This window comes from Colwellia polaris, from assembly GCF_002104515.1.
Classification (GTDB): Bacteria; Pseudomonadota; Gammaproteobacteria; order Enterobacterales; family Alteromonadaceae; genus Cognaticolwellia; species Cognaticolwellia polaris.
On the sequence record NZ_NBOE01000002.1, the window covers coordinates 380,008 to 393,827 of the forward strand.

General features: G+C 33.7%; 10 protein-coding genes. All 10 read left to right on the forward strand.

Annotation, left to right across the window (positions count from 1 at the left end):
- Positions 1-16: 16 nt before the first annotated feature.
- The 10 genes from B6A32_RS06080 (at position 17) to B6A32_RS06125 (ending at position 13,819) form a co-directional block, all read left to right on the forward strand.
- A complete protein-coding gene (locus B6A32_RS06080) occupies positions 17-1,501 on the forward strand; it encodes a zincin-like metallopeptidase domain-containing protein (protein ID WP_085302001.1) in 1,485 nt (494 codons plus the stop codon).
- 111 nt (positions 1,502-1,612) lie between these two features.
- Positions 1,613-2,827 (forward strand): competence protein CoiA family protein, encoded by a 1,215-nt coding sequence (locus B6A32_RS06085; protein WP_085302003.1) that lies wholly within the window; start codon positions 1,613-1,615, stop codon positions 2,825-2,827.
- A 281-nt stretch (positions 2,828-3,108) separates the two neighbouring features.
- Complete coding sequence (locus tag B6A32_RS06090) at positions 3,109-3,687, forward strand: hypothetical protein (RefSeq protein WP_085302005.1); 579 nt, start codon at positions 3,109-3,111, stop codon at positions 3,685-3,687.
- Positions 3,688-3,743: 56 nt separating this feature from the next.
- Positions 3,744-4,070 carry a hypothetical protein gene (locus B6A32_RS06095; RefSeq protein ID WP_085302007.1) on the forward strand — a complete coding sequence of 109 codons (327 nt, stop codon included), beginning with the start codon at positions 3,744-3,746 and terminating at the stop codon, positions 4,068-4,070.
- A 2-nt stretch (positions 4,071-4,072) separates the two neighbouring features.
- Positions 4,073-4,336 carry a hypothetical protein gene (locus B6A32_RS06100; RefSeq protein ID WP_085302009.1) on the forward strand — a complete coding sequence of 88 codons (264 nt, stop codon included), beginning with the start codon at positions 4,073-4,075 and terminating at the stop codon, positions 4,334-4,336.
- 167 nt (positions 4,337-4,503) lie between these two features.
- Positions 4,504-5,424 carry a WYL domain-containing protein gene (locus B6A32_RS06105; protein ID WP_085302011.1) on the forward strand — a complete coding sequence of 307 codons (921 nt, stop codon included), beginning with the start codon at positions 4,504-4,506 and terminating at the stop codon, positions 5,422-5,424.
- 35 nt (positions 5,425-5,459) lie between these two features.
- Positions 5,460-8,714 (forward strand): helicase-related protein, encoded by a 3,255-nt coding sequence (locus B6A32_RS06110; protein ID WP_085302013.1) that lies wholly within the window; start codon positions 5,460-5,462, stop codon positions 8,712-8,714.
- Positions 8,715-8,789: 75 nt separating this feature from the next.
- A complete protein-coding gene (locus B6A32_RS06115) occupies positions 8,790-9,641 on the forward strand; it encodes a DUF4391 domain-containing protein (protein ID WP_085302015.1) in 852 nt (283 codons plus the stop codon).
- A 10-nt stretch (positions 9,642-9,651) separates the two neighbouring features.
- Positions 9,652-11,844 carry an ATP-binding protein gene (locus B6A32_RS06120; protein WP_085302017.1) on the forward strand — a complete coding sequence of 731 codons (2,193 nt, stop codon included), beginning with the start codon at positions 9,652-9,654 and terminating at the stop codon, positions 11,842-11,844.
- Positions 11,845-11,911: 67 nt separating this feature from the next.
- Positions 11,912-13,819, forward strand: a complete 1,908-nt coding sequence (locus B6A32_RS06125) for a site-specific DNA-methyltransferase (RefSeq protein WP_085302019.1) — start codon at positions 11,912-11,914, stop codon at positions 13,817-13,819.
- The last annotated feature ends 1 nt before the right edge of the window (position 13,820 follow it).

The window sequence follows — 13,820 nt, forward strand, 5'->3', positions numbered from 1 at the left end:
CATTGGAGAAATAGCTATGGAGCATCAAAAAAGTAAGACAAACAAAAAGACAAAATACACTAAGAAGCAGAATGTTGTCTTAAACCAAGTTCTTGATATTTATAAATCATATCTAGATAAATTTAAATCAGGTCAAAAAGTTGCGTTTGAAGTACCTTGGCAAAAGAAACAGGTACTGGGAGTACCACGAAATGCCAATACAGGACGACCATATCAAGCAACAAATGCTCAACTTTTATCATTGATTCAAGAAACAAAAGGCTTAGATTTACCTTATTTCCTTAACGAATCGGATTTAAAAGAGCTTGGTATTATTGATATTATGCCTGATTTTCCAATAGCAATTGGAAAAAAACTGGTTGAGCGTTATCTAGATAAAAGCCGAAATGATGGTGATAAGCTTAAATGGATTTCTACAAAGAAATTCAAGTCATTGACGTATAAAGAGCAAGAAAACTACGAGCTTAAAAAAGCGGTAAGGCACTTCCCACTATACCACCATAGTCAATTTGAAGACTCTCTTAAAAACGTAGATCTCTACCAAAAATGGATAGCTAGATATAATGAAACAAGCCTACTTGCAAAGCTAATGGATTGTAAAACCGATGAAGAACGACAAAAGCTTTTTGAACCTAACATATTAGCAGCAAAAAACTATTTGGATGCAGTGCGTACTGAGAAAGGAATTGCATTAAAAGAACATGCGACTCAATGTTATTACGTACCAGCAAAAGATGAAATTGCTATGGTCAATATAGACCAATTTACTGGAGAAAATGCATTGCTCGCTTACGTTGGTGTTTATGCTCATGAATTGTCGCATGCCACAGGACATAAAAGTCGTTTAAACCGTAAGTTAGTGGGTAATATGGACTCAAAGCAATATGGTTTTGAAGAGCTTGTCGCAGAGTCATCCAGTCTTCAATTAATGAAGCAATTTAATCTTCCGTCAGTACTAGATGAACAAAGTGCAGTATACATTCACTCATGGCTTAAGACACAACATAATAAAGGTAATAAAGATTTTTTAAGTATCGCTTGTAAGAAAGGAAGTGAGGCATGCCAATATATTGATCAGCAATACGACTCGTTTAAGCAGAGTGTTGAAAATAATTTTGATATTACCAATGCCATTCGCACACTCAAGTTTTTGCCTGAAAACGCGCCTGTATCATTAGAACTTTCCTATAATGCTGTATTAATTAAAAACAAAGCAAATGAGTTGTTTACTTCATTCACCGATCAAACTGGTGATGCAGGTACACTAGATTTTTGGTTAGAGTTTGATCACTTTATGAAACAAGAAGTCGGTTATGCAAAAGCAGATATTGAACAGGTTGTTGAACGAGTTAAAACACAATTGCTGCCAGAACATTTATCCATTAATTTATTTGATATTAGCTCTCAAAAATTACAGGTGAAACAGGAGTCGAATACCCCTGAAACCTCAGTCGAAAACTTGAAAAGTAATCCAAACAAGAAACGAAAAAACTCAATATAGTATAATATAATCAATGATTTATTTTTAAATTAGCTCTTGAGTTTTAATTTAGATATGGTTTTGTTAATAGAGTCTTACGAAATTAGTCGTGAGACTTTGTTGGAGAAAACAATGTATTTAAATTTTGGAATAAATGAAAAAGGAGAGTGGCAACACGTATCAACTGTAAACAGTGGTCAAACAGCTTTAGTTTGTCCTTTTTGTGGTGGAGCTTTACTGGCAAAAAAAGGTCAAGTAAATGCACATCACTTTGCACATCAATTTGACACATGTCTTGAGTCAGTCGAAGCAGCAAAAGCTGCAACTCTACCTACCGTTGATAAATTTGAAATGCTGAATGCTAAAGAGCAAAAATATATGGATAGAAGAGAGCGATATTCATCAAACAATATTTACAGCTTCACGGGCATGTATGACGCGATATCTGATCTTGAGGCTATGGGGTTGCTGAAGGTTGAAAAATCCATATCTCAAGAACTTAGCCAGTGTCAAAACATGTTAGCAGGGATTGATCCAACCTTCCTTGATGATGAGTATTACCCAACGGAAAATTTGCTAGCAATTGGTGATGCGTTAAGGGGTTTTATCAATATAGATATTAAAGATATTTGGCTAAAGCAAACAAGGCTTACTACGAGTATAAATAAATGCTACCACCAGAACAAACTTAATAAACAACATACTATTAGCGACTTTCTGAGTGCTCAAACGTTTTGGCTTCAGGCTCATTATGATAAGCAGTGCCGTTTAAATCCTGAATATACCAAGCTTATTTCAAAGAAGATTGAAGCACTTTCAACACAGCATCTATACCTATTTAAATTCAAAGCCGTTATTGATCACAATGAAGTGACCTTTATCAAAATCGGAATGACTACCCGTACCGCAGAAGAAAGGCTGAGTGAAGTAACATGTGACTTAAATAAGCATGTAAAAGTCCTTAAAGCTGAGGTTTTGTCTTACGCCAAATATGCAGGGCGAGTTGAGCCGTTGTTACATCATTATTATGCAAAAGATAGATTTTATTTAGCAACATTTAAGGAGCTGTTTAATATTGAGATTGAATCTCAATTGGTTGAACAATTTGAAGTAATTAATAAACAATCTTCTTTAACCCCACTAAAGATTAGACGCAACAATTCAATTAAGCTTCCTAGTTACAAAAAGGATTCGGGACGCAGACCTAAAACAAGGAAAGAACTCATAAATGAATATCCAGAAATTGTTGAATTACTCAAATTAAATTTGAGTATTCGTGAAGTCGCACGTCAAACTGGTAGAGCCAAAAATACGGTACAAAGAGTCAGAAGTGCCTTGTTGTATTGATTCACATTTGACATTTTTTGATTTAAGTGTGTTAAATGTATGAAAAATAAGGTTTTTATTGACTTTTGAATAGTGTTTATATATACTGGTGGTGAAATAGAGGTACTAACCCTGCCTTAATTTGATTCTAATAGGTGCTATAGCACCTTAATAAATAATTCCAATTATGGAAAAAATATGAAAAGCAAAATCTTAGTGAAATTAGTCCTGAGTAGGAGGTGTTACAACACTTAATATTGTGATCTATAGCCTCCTTTTATTTAAAAAATTTGGAGATCTATATGAATTTACAATTAGTCCACCCCCCTGCAAATCTCACAACTATCGAAAGTGAGATCAATCAAATGTCTGAAATGCTTCGCCAAGGCTGGCTTACTGTTGGTGAGCGATTATTTATCGTTGAGCATGATCAATTATACAAACAAAGCCACCACAAAAGCTTCACTTCTTGGCTTAATTCATTGAGCGAAAAGCTCGACACTAAACCTTCAACGCTTTGGAAATACTTAAAAATAGTCAGAATGATTGAAGATATTAACTATCCCAAAGCGAAGATTAATTTAAAGAATGTTACGGGCTTAGAGCAAGTTGCTCGAATATATGAAGCGACTAAGGACGTTGAACAAGTACTTACTTTAATTAGTCAATTGGATGAGAAAGCAATAAAATCGAGTGATGTTAAAAAATTAGCAAAGGAAATAGTTTGTGAATCGCTTGAAAACAAAGTTCTGTTAGAAAACAAAGCGACTTTTGGTTCTTTTTTCAACAACCAAAAGTATTTCGCCACATTGAAAGCATCTGCAATTCCAATATTTATATTGTCTACGCTAACCGTTTACTGGGTCATAGAACTCTCTTGAACCAGTGTTATAGAACAGTCGTAAAAACTTAAATATTGAATGAATGAGGTGAATAAATGAACTTAGAAATTTTCAAAGAACAAATCCATAGTAATGACTTGCTTTCAACGCACTTGTGGCAATCATTTAAATTAATGGGCGAAGTCGAAAGCACTCTTACAGATTACTCAATGTGTCGTGTCCAAAAAACGCTAGCTATTATGGAAACCTTGATGATGGCTGAAGAAGAATTTTTGCTACAAACAAAAATCTTATACATGCTGCATTTAAACAATCCTGAAGTATCTCTAACCGAGGGGGAGAGGGGCGCTACACGAAACACAATTACTATTATTGAATCAGTTCTCGAAGAAAAAGCAAATAACAGTGGTGAGGAGCATTGATCATGAGTAAGTCAAATCAAATTGAGCAAAATTATAACCGACATATTCGAAAAGCCAGAAGTTTTGCTAAAGGATATCAAGGCTATGCAAGAGCGATCAAAATCTACAACTACTTTGAATTCGTAGGGCATCCCCATCCAGACTATACATTTGATGAAGTACGTATGTCTCATTGGAAAGGGAGTTCCGAGCGTCAATTTGCAATAGAGCTAATGAAACAGATGGCTCAATTAGTAGCGGTAAATGAATCATTGAAAGAGCAATAATTTATAAAAACCAGTCTATTAAACGGAGTAGAACTACTCCGTTTTTTTGCTATTTTTTATTAATTAAAAAAACACCTTACTGTTTTTAATTAGATTTTCTTGACCTGAAATTCAAAAAGGTTATATTACTATAATCAAAATGATTATAGTGATGGTTTGGATTTGAAATGAGTAATATTTCAGAGAAGCATAAAAACAGTAAAGAAGTTGAAAAGTTAACTTTTGCACAAAAGCAAAGGTTGTCTTTTATTGATTTTAGTTTGCTGTTTAAAGGCTCTATTAACCGAAAAGAGTTAACTGAAAAATTTGAAATGGGTATGGCAAATGCCACTAGAGATCTTGCTCTATATAGAGAATTAGTGCCTGAGAATATTGATTTTGATGCCAAAGATAGAAGCTATTTGCAGTCTAAAACGTTTTCTCCTCTGTTTAATTACAATTCAAAACAAACATTAACCAAATTAGCGAATAAAATATCTGATGGTTTTGATGGTGTTTTAGAAATAGCTTTTCCAGTAGATGCGCCACATCAATTGAATGTGCCAGACATTTTTATTGTTGCCAAAATAGTACAGGCTATTTTGAAAGGTAAAGCTATTTCAATAATTTATACATCATTATCGTCTGGATCAAAGGCGAGAGAAATCGTTCCGCATACAATCGTTGATAATGGATTACGGTGGCATGTTAGAGGTTTTGATAGAAAGTCAGGTTCATTCAGAGACTTTGTAATTACTCGCATATCTAAAGTAACTATTAAAGATACCGAAGTTGAATCATTTGAAGAAGAAATAAATGATCACCAGTGGGTGCGAATGATGGATCTTTCGATAGTGCCACACCCTAATAACGTTCAGTATCCTCAAGCCATCATGATGGATTACGGTATGGAAAATGGTGTTCTTGAACTAAAAGTTCGTGCTGCGTTAGTTGGTTATTTGTTAAGACGTTGGAATATTGATTGTTCAAAAGATGCAGAGTTACAAGGTGGTGAGTATCAATTGTGGTTAAGAAATAGAATCACACTGTATGGTGCTGAAAACTTAATACTTGCACCAGGCTTCGATGAAAAAGACTTAGAACATTAGAAGTAGAAGAACTAATAGCTAGGAAGGGCTATAAATTGATTATTGATAATAAAACAAAAAAGTTACATGAAGATTTAAACCAACATATTAAAGCTGGAAACAAGCTTTCAATATTAACGGGTTTATTCTCTTTATATGCGTTTGATGAATTAAAAACTGAGTTAAATTCATTAGAGCAATGCCGTATTTTATTTTCTCAATTTAAAGGTTTTTCAGCTACATCAGACGTAAATACCTCTCCATTTGGTGAGCTAACAGGCACTAAATTTGAAACTAGATTTAGAAACAAACTTAACCAACAATCACTAGCAAAAGACTTTGCTAAATGGTTAGAAGACAAAGCTGATATTAAGCTGGTTAAGCAACAAGGTGCATTGGCACAAAACGTTATCCATTTAGATTCAAATGAGCCTGTAACCTATACAGGTGCTCAGTTTACTGGCGCAGGATTAGGATTAACAGAATCTGAAACATTAGACATGATCAATAGTTCTAATGATGTTAACGAAACTCAGCAAATGCTTAATTGGTTTGATTCTGTATGGAATAACAATCATCAACTTGTTGAAGCTAAAGAGCTGCTACTAAAAGAAGTTGAAAAACTCAGTAGAGACAATGAACCGCAATACATCTACTTTTTAACCTTATGCCACCTCTTCAAAGACTTTGTAGAAGACCTCGATGATGAAAAAATCATTAGATCTAAAACAGGCTTTAAAGAAACACTGGTTTGGAACAAGCTTTATAACTTTCAAAAAGATGGTGTTTTAGGCGCAATTGAAAAGCTTGAAAAATACAACGGTTGTATTATTGCTGACAGTGTTGGTTTAGGTAAAACCTTTGAAGCTCTAGCAGTAATTAAGTATTACGAATTAAGAAATGACCGTGTTTTAGTAATCTGCCCTAAAAAATTAAGAGATAACTGGTCTGTATACACCATCAATGATAAACGAAACTTACTGTCTAAAGATCGTTTTAATTACGATGTGCTAAACCATACCGATATGAGCCGTGTTAAAGGCTACTCAGGTGAAATTAATTTAGAAACATTAAATTGGGGTAACTACGATTTAATCGTTATTGATGAATCTCATAACTTCAGAAATAAACCAAACAAGTCAGATAAAAAATTACCAAGCCGATATGAAAGGCTTATGGAACAAGTCATTCGTGCTGGTGTTAAAACCAAAGTATTAATGCTTTCAGCAACCCCTGTTAATAACAGAATGAATGATTTAAAAAATCAAATTGCATTTATTACTGAAGGTAATGATTCTGCTTTGGTTGATGAAGGTATTAATAACATTGAAAACACCTTAAGAACCGCTCAAACACGATTTAATCAATGGAATAAACAAGAGGCTGATGAGCGTAAAGTTGAACAACTTATCGACTCGATGAACTTTGATTACTTCAAATTGCTCGATACGCTAACCATTGCCCGTTCTCGTAAACACATTGAAAAATACTATGATACAACCGCATTAGGAAAGTTTCCTCAACGTTTACAGCCATTGAATATCAAATCAGATATTGATATCAACAATAGCTTTCCACCACTGCAAGAAATAAACAAAACCATTAGGCGATTATCATTAGCTGGTTATGCACCGTTAAAGTACGTCAGAATGGAGAAAAAAGGTGAGTACGCTAGACGTTATGATATGGATCTTGGTGGTGGTAAAGGTGTATTTAAGCAGGTTGATCGGCAAGACAGCTTAATTCACTTAATGCGTATTAACCTATTAAAACGAATGGAAAGTTCTATCCATTCATTTAGATTAACCTCAATCAAAATATTAAATCAGGTTGATAGCTTATTATCGAAAATTACAGCTCATGAAAATGGCGAATTTGAAGAGCTAAATATTGAAGACTTGATTTTAGAATCACCAGAATATGAGCCGTTTTTAATAGGCAACAAAGTTAAAGTATTACTGCAAGATCTTGATTTAATCAGGTTCAGACAAGACCTAGAAGCAGATAGAGTTTTCCTTGAGAGTATTGTTGAAGAGTCACAACAAGTTACATCGGATAAAGATGCCAAATTAGCAGATTTAAAAAGCATTATTGCCAACAAAGTTGAAAACCCAATAAATGAAATTTTGCGTGACGGACAAACCGACTCTAAAAACAAGAAAATCATCATTTTCACTGCGTTTGCTGATACTGCTGAATATTTATATAAAAATGTTAGCCAATGGGCGCAAAATTCATTACATATTCACAGCGCATTAATTACAGGTAGTGGCACTAATAAATCGACCATGCCAGATGCTGGCAACGAGTTAAATATGTTATTAACTCACTTCTCACCAGTATCAAAAGAACGAGATAAAGTCGCACCAAGCGCAACACAGCAAATAGATATTTTAATAGCCACCGACTGTATTTCTGAAGGTCAAAACCTTCAAGATTGTGACTACTTAGTTAACTATGATATTCATTGGAACCCTGTTCGAATTATTCAGCGTTTTGGGCGAGTAGATCGCTTAGGTTCAACGAACAATGTTATTCAGTTAGTTAACTTCTGGCCTAACATGGAGCTTGATGAATACATCAACCTTGAAGCTCGCGTAAGTGGCAGAATGGTGCTGTTAGATATTTCAGCTACAGGTGAAGAGAACGTTATTGAGCAAGACGCTAAACAGATGAACGATCTGGAATATAGACGTAAGCAGCTTAAGCAATTGCAAGATTCAGTAATGGATCTAGAAGATATTTCTGGTGGTGTATCAATCACTGATTTAACGCTCAATGATTTTAGAATGGATCTTTCCTCTTACCTTAAAGAAGAAAAGAAAAAACAAGGTGAAGCTACGCTAGAAAATAGCCCCCTTGGTTTATTCAGTGCTATTTCACTAAATAATATTAATCAGTCACTCGACTCAGAACACAAATTGAAATCTGGCGTTATATTTTGTTTAAAAGATATAAATAACACAGTTCAAGTTGATGATAATTATCCGCTAAGACCTTTTTATTTAGTTTATGTTGCTGACAACGCAGAAGTTGTATTTAGCTTTACTCAGGCGAAAAAAATACTCGATGTTATTAAGTCGGTAGGCTTACATAACACCGAGCTTAATCATGAAGCAATACAAACTAAAACCACTAAGCCAATTGAGCATTACCAATCATTACTAGAGATTGCTGTAACCAATATTGCAGGCAAGAGTGAAGAGAAAGGCGTAGAAAGTTTGTTTAACCGTGGCGGCACGGTACTTTCACAAGAATCATCACAATCAGTTAACGACTTTGAAGTAGTTAGCTACATGGTTTTGATTTAAAAAGGTGTGAAGAAATATGGAAATAAAAGTGTTAGTGCAGAATATTAGCGCAGAAAATAAAAGGAAGTTTTAAACATGCTGTTATCTAAATTTTATGAGTATTTAAATTTACCTGATAAAACATATCTAGGTTCAAGAGTTGCCAAAAAACAACTAATTGAAAATAGCCAACTAACTAGTGCTGATAAAAAGGCAGTACAAGAAGATATAGAAGCTATTATTTGGCGCAATACCTTAAAAAATACTACGGTAAATATTTCTCCTTATCATGAAGTTGTTGAATCTAGTGCTAACAATTTGGATAAAGACAGTCACTCAGAATCTTACGTTCTTGAGTACAATGAAGTCGCAGTTATTGAAATAACTATTCGTTCAACCAAAAGAGCTAAAAAAATAGCTGAACTCATTCAAAGGTCTATCCCTTACCCACTTTTTATCGTGTTACACCTTAAGCATGTAACGGAAGAAAATGAACCGAGTATCACATTAAACCTTGCTACAAAACGGTTAAGCAAAGCTGATCATAGTAAATTAAAAGTTGAACGTTTTTATCAATCTCCTGCATTTACTCTTGAGCAATTAACTTCAGGTTCAATTGAAGAGGTTTTTCTGAAATCGCTGACGGTAGAAAAGCAATCATTCGTGAATTTTTATGAATTCTACATGGGTTGGGTAAAACAATTTTTAGCCCTTGAAAAATCAAAACATACTAACGAGTTTTCTGAAAGTGAAAGTCAATCTGTAGATATTGAACAAGCTAAATTACAAGCCAGTGTGTTGGATTCAATAGCATCTCTAGAAGCCAAGCTTTCTGGTATTAGGCAAAAAATAAAGCAAGAAGGTCAGATTAACCGAAAGGTAGAACTGAATATTCAGGCGCAAAAAATTAAACAAAAGTTAACTCAGTTAACAGCAGAACTATCATAAGGGACGAATAGTGAATGAATTAAAAGTCAATCTAGAAAACTGCTATGGCATTAAAAAACTTGAATACACATTTGATTTAGAGCTTCGAGGTAAAAGTAAAGGGGTTTACTCGATTTACGCACCTAATGGTTTTATGAAAAGTTCATTTGCAAGGACATTTGAAGATATTCAACAAGGTAAAAGCAGTCAGGATATTGTATTTCCAGAACGCGAAACGGTTAGAGATATATCAGTTGATGGCGAGGCTGTAAAACCAGAAAACATTTTCGTGATTAAACCTTATAATGAGTCTTATTCGTCAGAAAAAACGTCATTATTATTGGTTAATGAAGATCTTAAGAAGCAGTACGATGAAGCACTTTCTGATATAGACACAAAACAAAATGCCTTACTAAAACATTTAAAATCTTTATCAGGTATTAATTCAAAAAATGTTTCAATTGAGTCGCTACTTTGTAAAGCCTTTGCAAAAAATGACAAAGAGTTATTTAACTTACTTGTGGAGCTTCAAGAAGTAGAAGGTGATTTTTCAGCTTTTTCAAAGATTAAATATGGGGATATATTCAACGAAAAAGTTCTTAAGTTATTAAAGTCTGGTGATTTAAGTAAAGAGTTAGAAGACTATATTGAAACTTATGATCAATTAGTTGCTCAATCGCCAGTATTATCAAGAGAATTTAATCATCAAAATGCAGCAACAATATCCAAGAGTCTTCACGATACTGGCTTTTTTGGTGCTGCTCATACTATTAACATTCAATTACCTGATGGAAAAAAAGAAATATCTTCTCAAGCAGAATTATCAGAACTAATTGAAGAAGAACAAAATAAAGTAATTGCTGATCCTAAGTTACAGAAACAGTTTACCGCCATTGATAAAAAGCTTTCGAATGCCGAAACCAGAAAGTTCAGGGAGTTTATAACAGATCATAAAACGTTATTACCTGAACTTAAAGATCATGAAGAATTTGAAAAGAAGCTATGGTTAGCTTATTTAACAGAACAACCTGAAATACTAAAGGACTTTGCAGAAAGCTACAAAACCAATAAGCAGTTAATAGCTAACATAACGGGTAAAGCTAAAGAGCAGCAAACTACTTGGGAGAAGGTAGTTGACAGCTTTAACAAACGATTTAACGTGCCTTTTGTTCTAAGAGTGGATAATCAAGAAGATGTAATTTTACAAAGTGCTCAACCAACCATAGCTTTCGATTTTAAAGATGGTAGAGAAAATCGTAATGTTAATAGAGCGACATTGATTGACATACTTAGCCAAGGAGAAAAAAGAGCACTTTATATTTTGAATTTATTATTTGAAATCGAAGTAAGGCTAAAAGAGAGAACGCCTACCTTATTTATCATTGATGATATTGCTGACTCTTTTGACTATAAAAATAAATATTCAATTGTTGAATACTTGCAAATTTTGGCTAATACCAGTTATTTCAAACTTTTAATATTAACCCATAATTTTGACTTTCACCGAACCGTATGTGGTCGAGTAGGTGTTTATGGCAATAAGCGACTATTTACCATTAAAACTGATAATAAAGTTGAGTTAATCCGAGAAAAGTATCAAAAAGATGTTTTAAATTACTGGAAAAGTCAGTTAGCTAGGGATGAAAAATGTGTTTTAGCATGTATTCCATTTGCTAGAAATTTAGCTGAATACTGCGGATTAGAAGATGAATATAAAGACTTAACATCATTACTTCACTTGAAAACAAACACTAGCGATATTCGTATCTCAGATCTTCAAACTATTTATCACAAAGTATTTAGCGATAAAAGTGATGTTGTACTACCTAATCGCACTAAATTAGTTCTAATAAGCTTAATAGATGCTTGTGATGCACTAGTTGATGAGTCGAAAGACGTTGCCGAGCTAGAAGACAAAATAATTTTATCAATAGCGATAAGGTTAGAAGCTGAAAAATTTATGATAGGAATGATAAATGATCATGAATTTGTGCAAGCAATTGAAACATCACAAACAAAAGAGTTATTTGAACGATTCGTTAATGATTTTGGTGATACCGAAACAGACAGTATTGTTCTGTTAGATCAAGTAAACCTAATGACACCAGAAAATATTCACCTCAACTCATTTATGTATGAACCAATTTTAGATTTATCCGCCCAACACCTGTATCAATTATATGCTCAGGTAAAAGTGCTTAATAACCAAGTGGCAGAAAATTAAGAATAAGAATTTTAATTGTCGTAGTAGTTATTTTTATTACGATGAAAACAGAATTAACTAGGAATGTATGATGACAGAACAAGTAGAGAAGTTAACACCTGAAGATGGAAAAAGCTTAGATATAGAAGCACAAAATATTGAACAATTAAAGCAACTATTTCCTGATGTATTTCGAGAGGGAAAAGTTGACTTTGAAGTGCTGAAAGCCGTTTTAGGCGAGCATATTGAAGATGCAGATGAACGTTATAACTTTACTTGGCATGGAAAGAATAAAGCAAGACAATTAGCGCAAACACCTTCAACAGGTACATTACGCCCGTGTAAAGAAGAGAGCGTAAATTGGGATACAACCCAAAACCTTTTCATTGAAGGAGATAATCTTGAAGTACTTAAATTACTCCAGAAGTCTTACAACAAAAAAGTGAAAATGATCTATATCGATCCTCCTTATAACACAGGTAAAGACTTTGTTTATAAGGACGACTTTCAGAATAATTTGGCCAATTATAAAGAAATTACATCGCAGGTTGACAAAGATGGCTTCAATAAATCAAATAATCCTGAAACGTCAGGAAAATATCATACAGATTGGTTAAATATGATTTATCCACGTTTAAAGCTTGCTCGAAACTTATTAAAAGACGATGGAATAATATTTATCTCTATAGATGACCACGAGGCAAAAAATTTAATTCAAGTATGTGATGAAGTGTTTGGTGTTGAGAATTTCATTGAGCAATTTATTTGGAAAAGCGGAAGAACATCATCTTCAGTTTATACAAGAGAGCATGAGTACATCATTGCTTATGCAAAGAATACAAATATTTTAAACCATATTAAATATTCTGGACCAGACTCTAAAATTACAGATCGAGCAATCAAAAAAATAGGTGTTAAAAACCCTGCTTCAGAAATCAAATTCAAACAAGGTATTAGGTTTGAAGGTGAAGATAAGGTTTTTCCTAGTGTTTTTGGTGATAAAGAGGTCATTGAAATTACACAAGGTATTTTTGAATGTAAAGATGGTAAATTAGCTAATGATGTAACTGTAAAAGCTGGCTGGACGATGAAGAATCAAATTGAAAGCTGGCTTAGTGGTCAAGAAACATATGATACGAAAGGTCAAAAGGTAACGGAGTTCTTTTTTAAAACAAATGGTGTATTACAGTATGTCAAGGAGCGGGGAACAGAGCACCCTAAAACAATCATTAATGATTATACGACAAAGCAAGGTGGCATTGAGGTAGGAGCTATCCTTTCGGAAGGCGTATTTGATTACCCTAAACCAACAGGTTTAATTCAGTTTTTAATGAAAATAGTATCAGAAGATGAAATTGTAATGGATTTTTTTGCTGGCAGCGGCTCTACTGCCCATGCTGTATTAAAGCAAAACCAAGAAGACGAGAAGAATAGAAAATTTATTACTGTTCAACTGCCCGAACCAATCAACTCGTCAGAAAAAGCTGCTCATTCATATTGTAAAGAGAAAGGATTATCACCAAAAATTTCATCTTTAACACAAAAACGCATTTTTGAAGTTTGTAAAACTTATCCTGATGCGGGATTTAAAAGCTTTAAGCTAGACACTAGTAATATTAAACCTTGGGATGCAACATTCGATACTGTTGAAGATATGGTTGATCAAAGTGTTGATAGTATTAAGGCCAAACGTTCCGAATATGATGTGCTATTTGAAATTTTATTGAAGTACGGTCTTGATTTAACCTATCCAATTTCTGAACATGATATTAAAGGAAAACGAGTATTTGATGTTGCCTTTGGTTCGTTAATTGTCTGTTTAGATAATAAAATTACGAATGAAACGATTGTTGGCATTGGCGAACTTAAAAAAGAACTAGACTCTGAATCTACGCGTGTAGTTATTAAAGATGCTGGTTATGAAGATAGTTGTGAAAAGTTAAACGCCATTGAAACGCTTAAACAATATGGCATTACTGACGTTAAGTGCATTTAGG

Bases quoted from the DNA above. Each gene is read 5' to 3' on its own strand.
- B6A32_RS06080 (WP_085302001.1), top strand. From the start codon at position 17: ATGGAGCATCAAAAAAGTAAGACAAACAAAAAGACAAAATACACTAAG.
- B6A32_RS06085 (WP_085302003.1), top strand. From the start codon at position 1,613: ATGTATTTAAATTTTGGAATAAATGAAAAAGGAGAGTGGCAACACGTA.
- B6A32_RS06090 (WP_085302005.1), top strand. From the start codon at position 3,109: ATGAATTTACAATTAGTCCACCCCCCTGCAAATCTCACAACTATCGAA.
- B6A32_RS06095 (WP_085302007.1), top strand. From the start codon at position 3,744: ATGAACTTAGAAATTTTCAAAGAACAAATCCATAGTAATGACTTGCTT.
- B6A32_RS06100 (WP_085302009.1), top strand. From the start codon at position 4,073: ATGAGTAAGTCAAATCAAATTGAGCAAAATTATAACCGACATATTCGA.
- B6A32_RS06105 (WP_085302011.1), top strand. From the start codon at position 4,504: ATGAGTAATATTTCAGAGAAGCATAAAAACAGTAAAGAAGTTGAAAAG.
- B6A32_RS06115 (WP_085302015.1), top strand. From the start codon at position 8,790: ATGCTGTTATCTAAATTTTATGAGTATTTAAATTTACCTGATAAAACA.
- B6A32_RS06125 (WP_085302019.1), top strand. From the start codon at position 11,912: ATGATGACAGAACAAGTAGAGAAGTTAACACCTGAAGATGGAAAAAGC.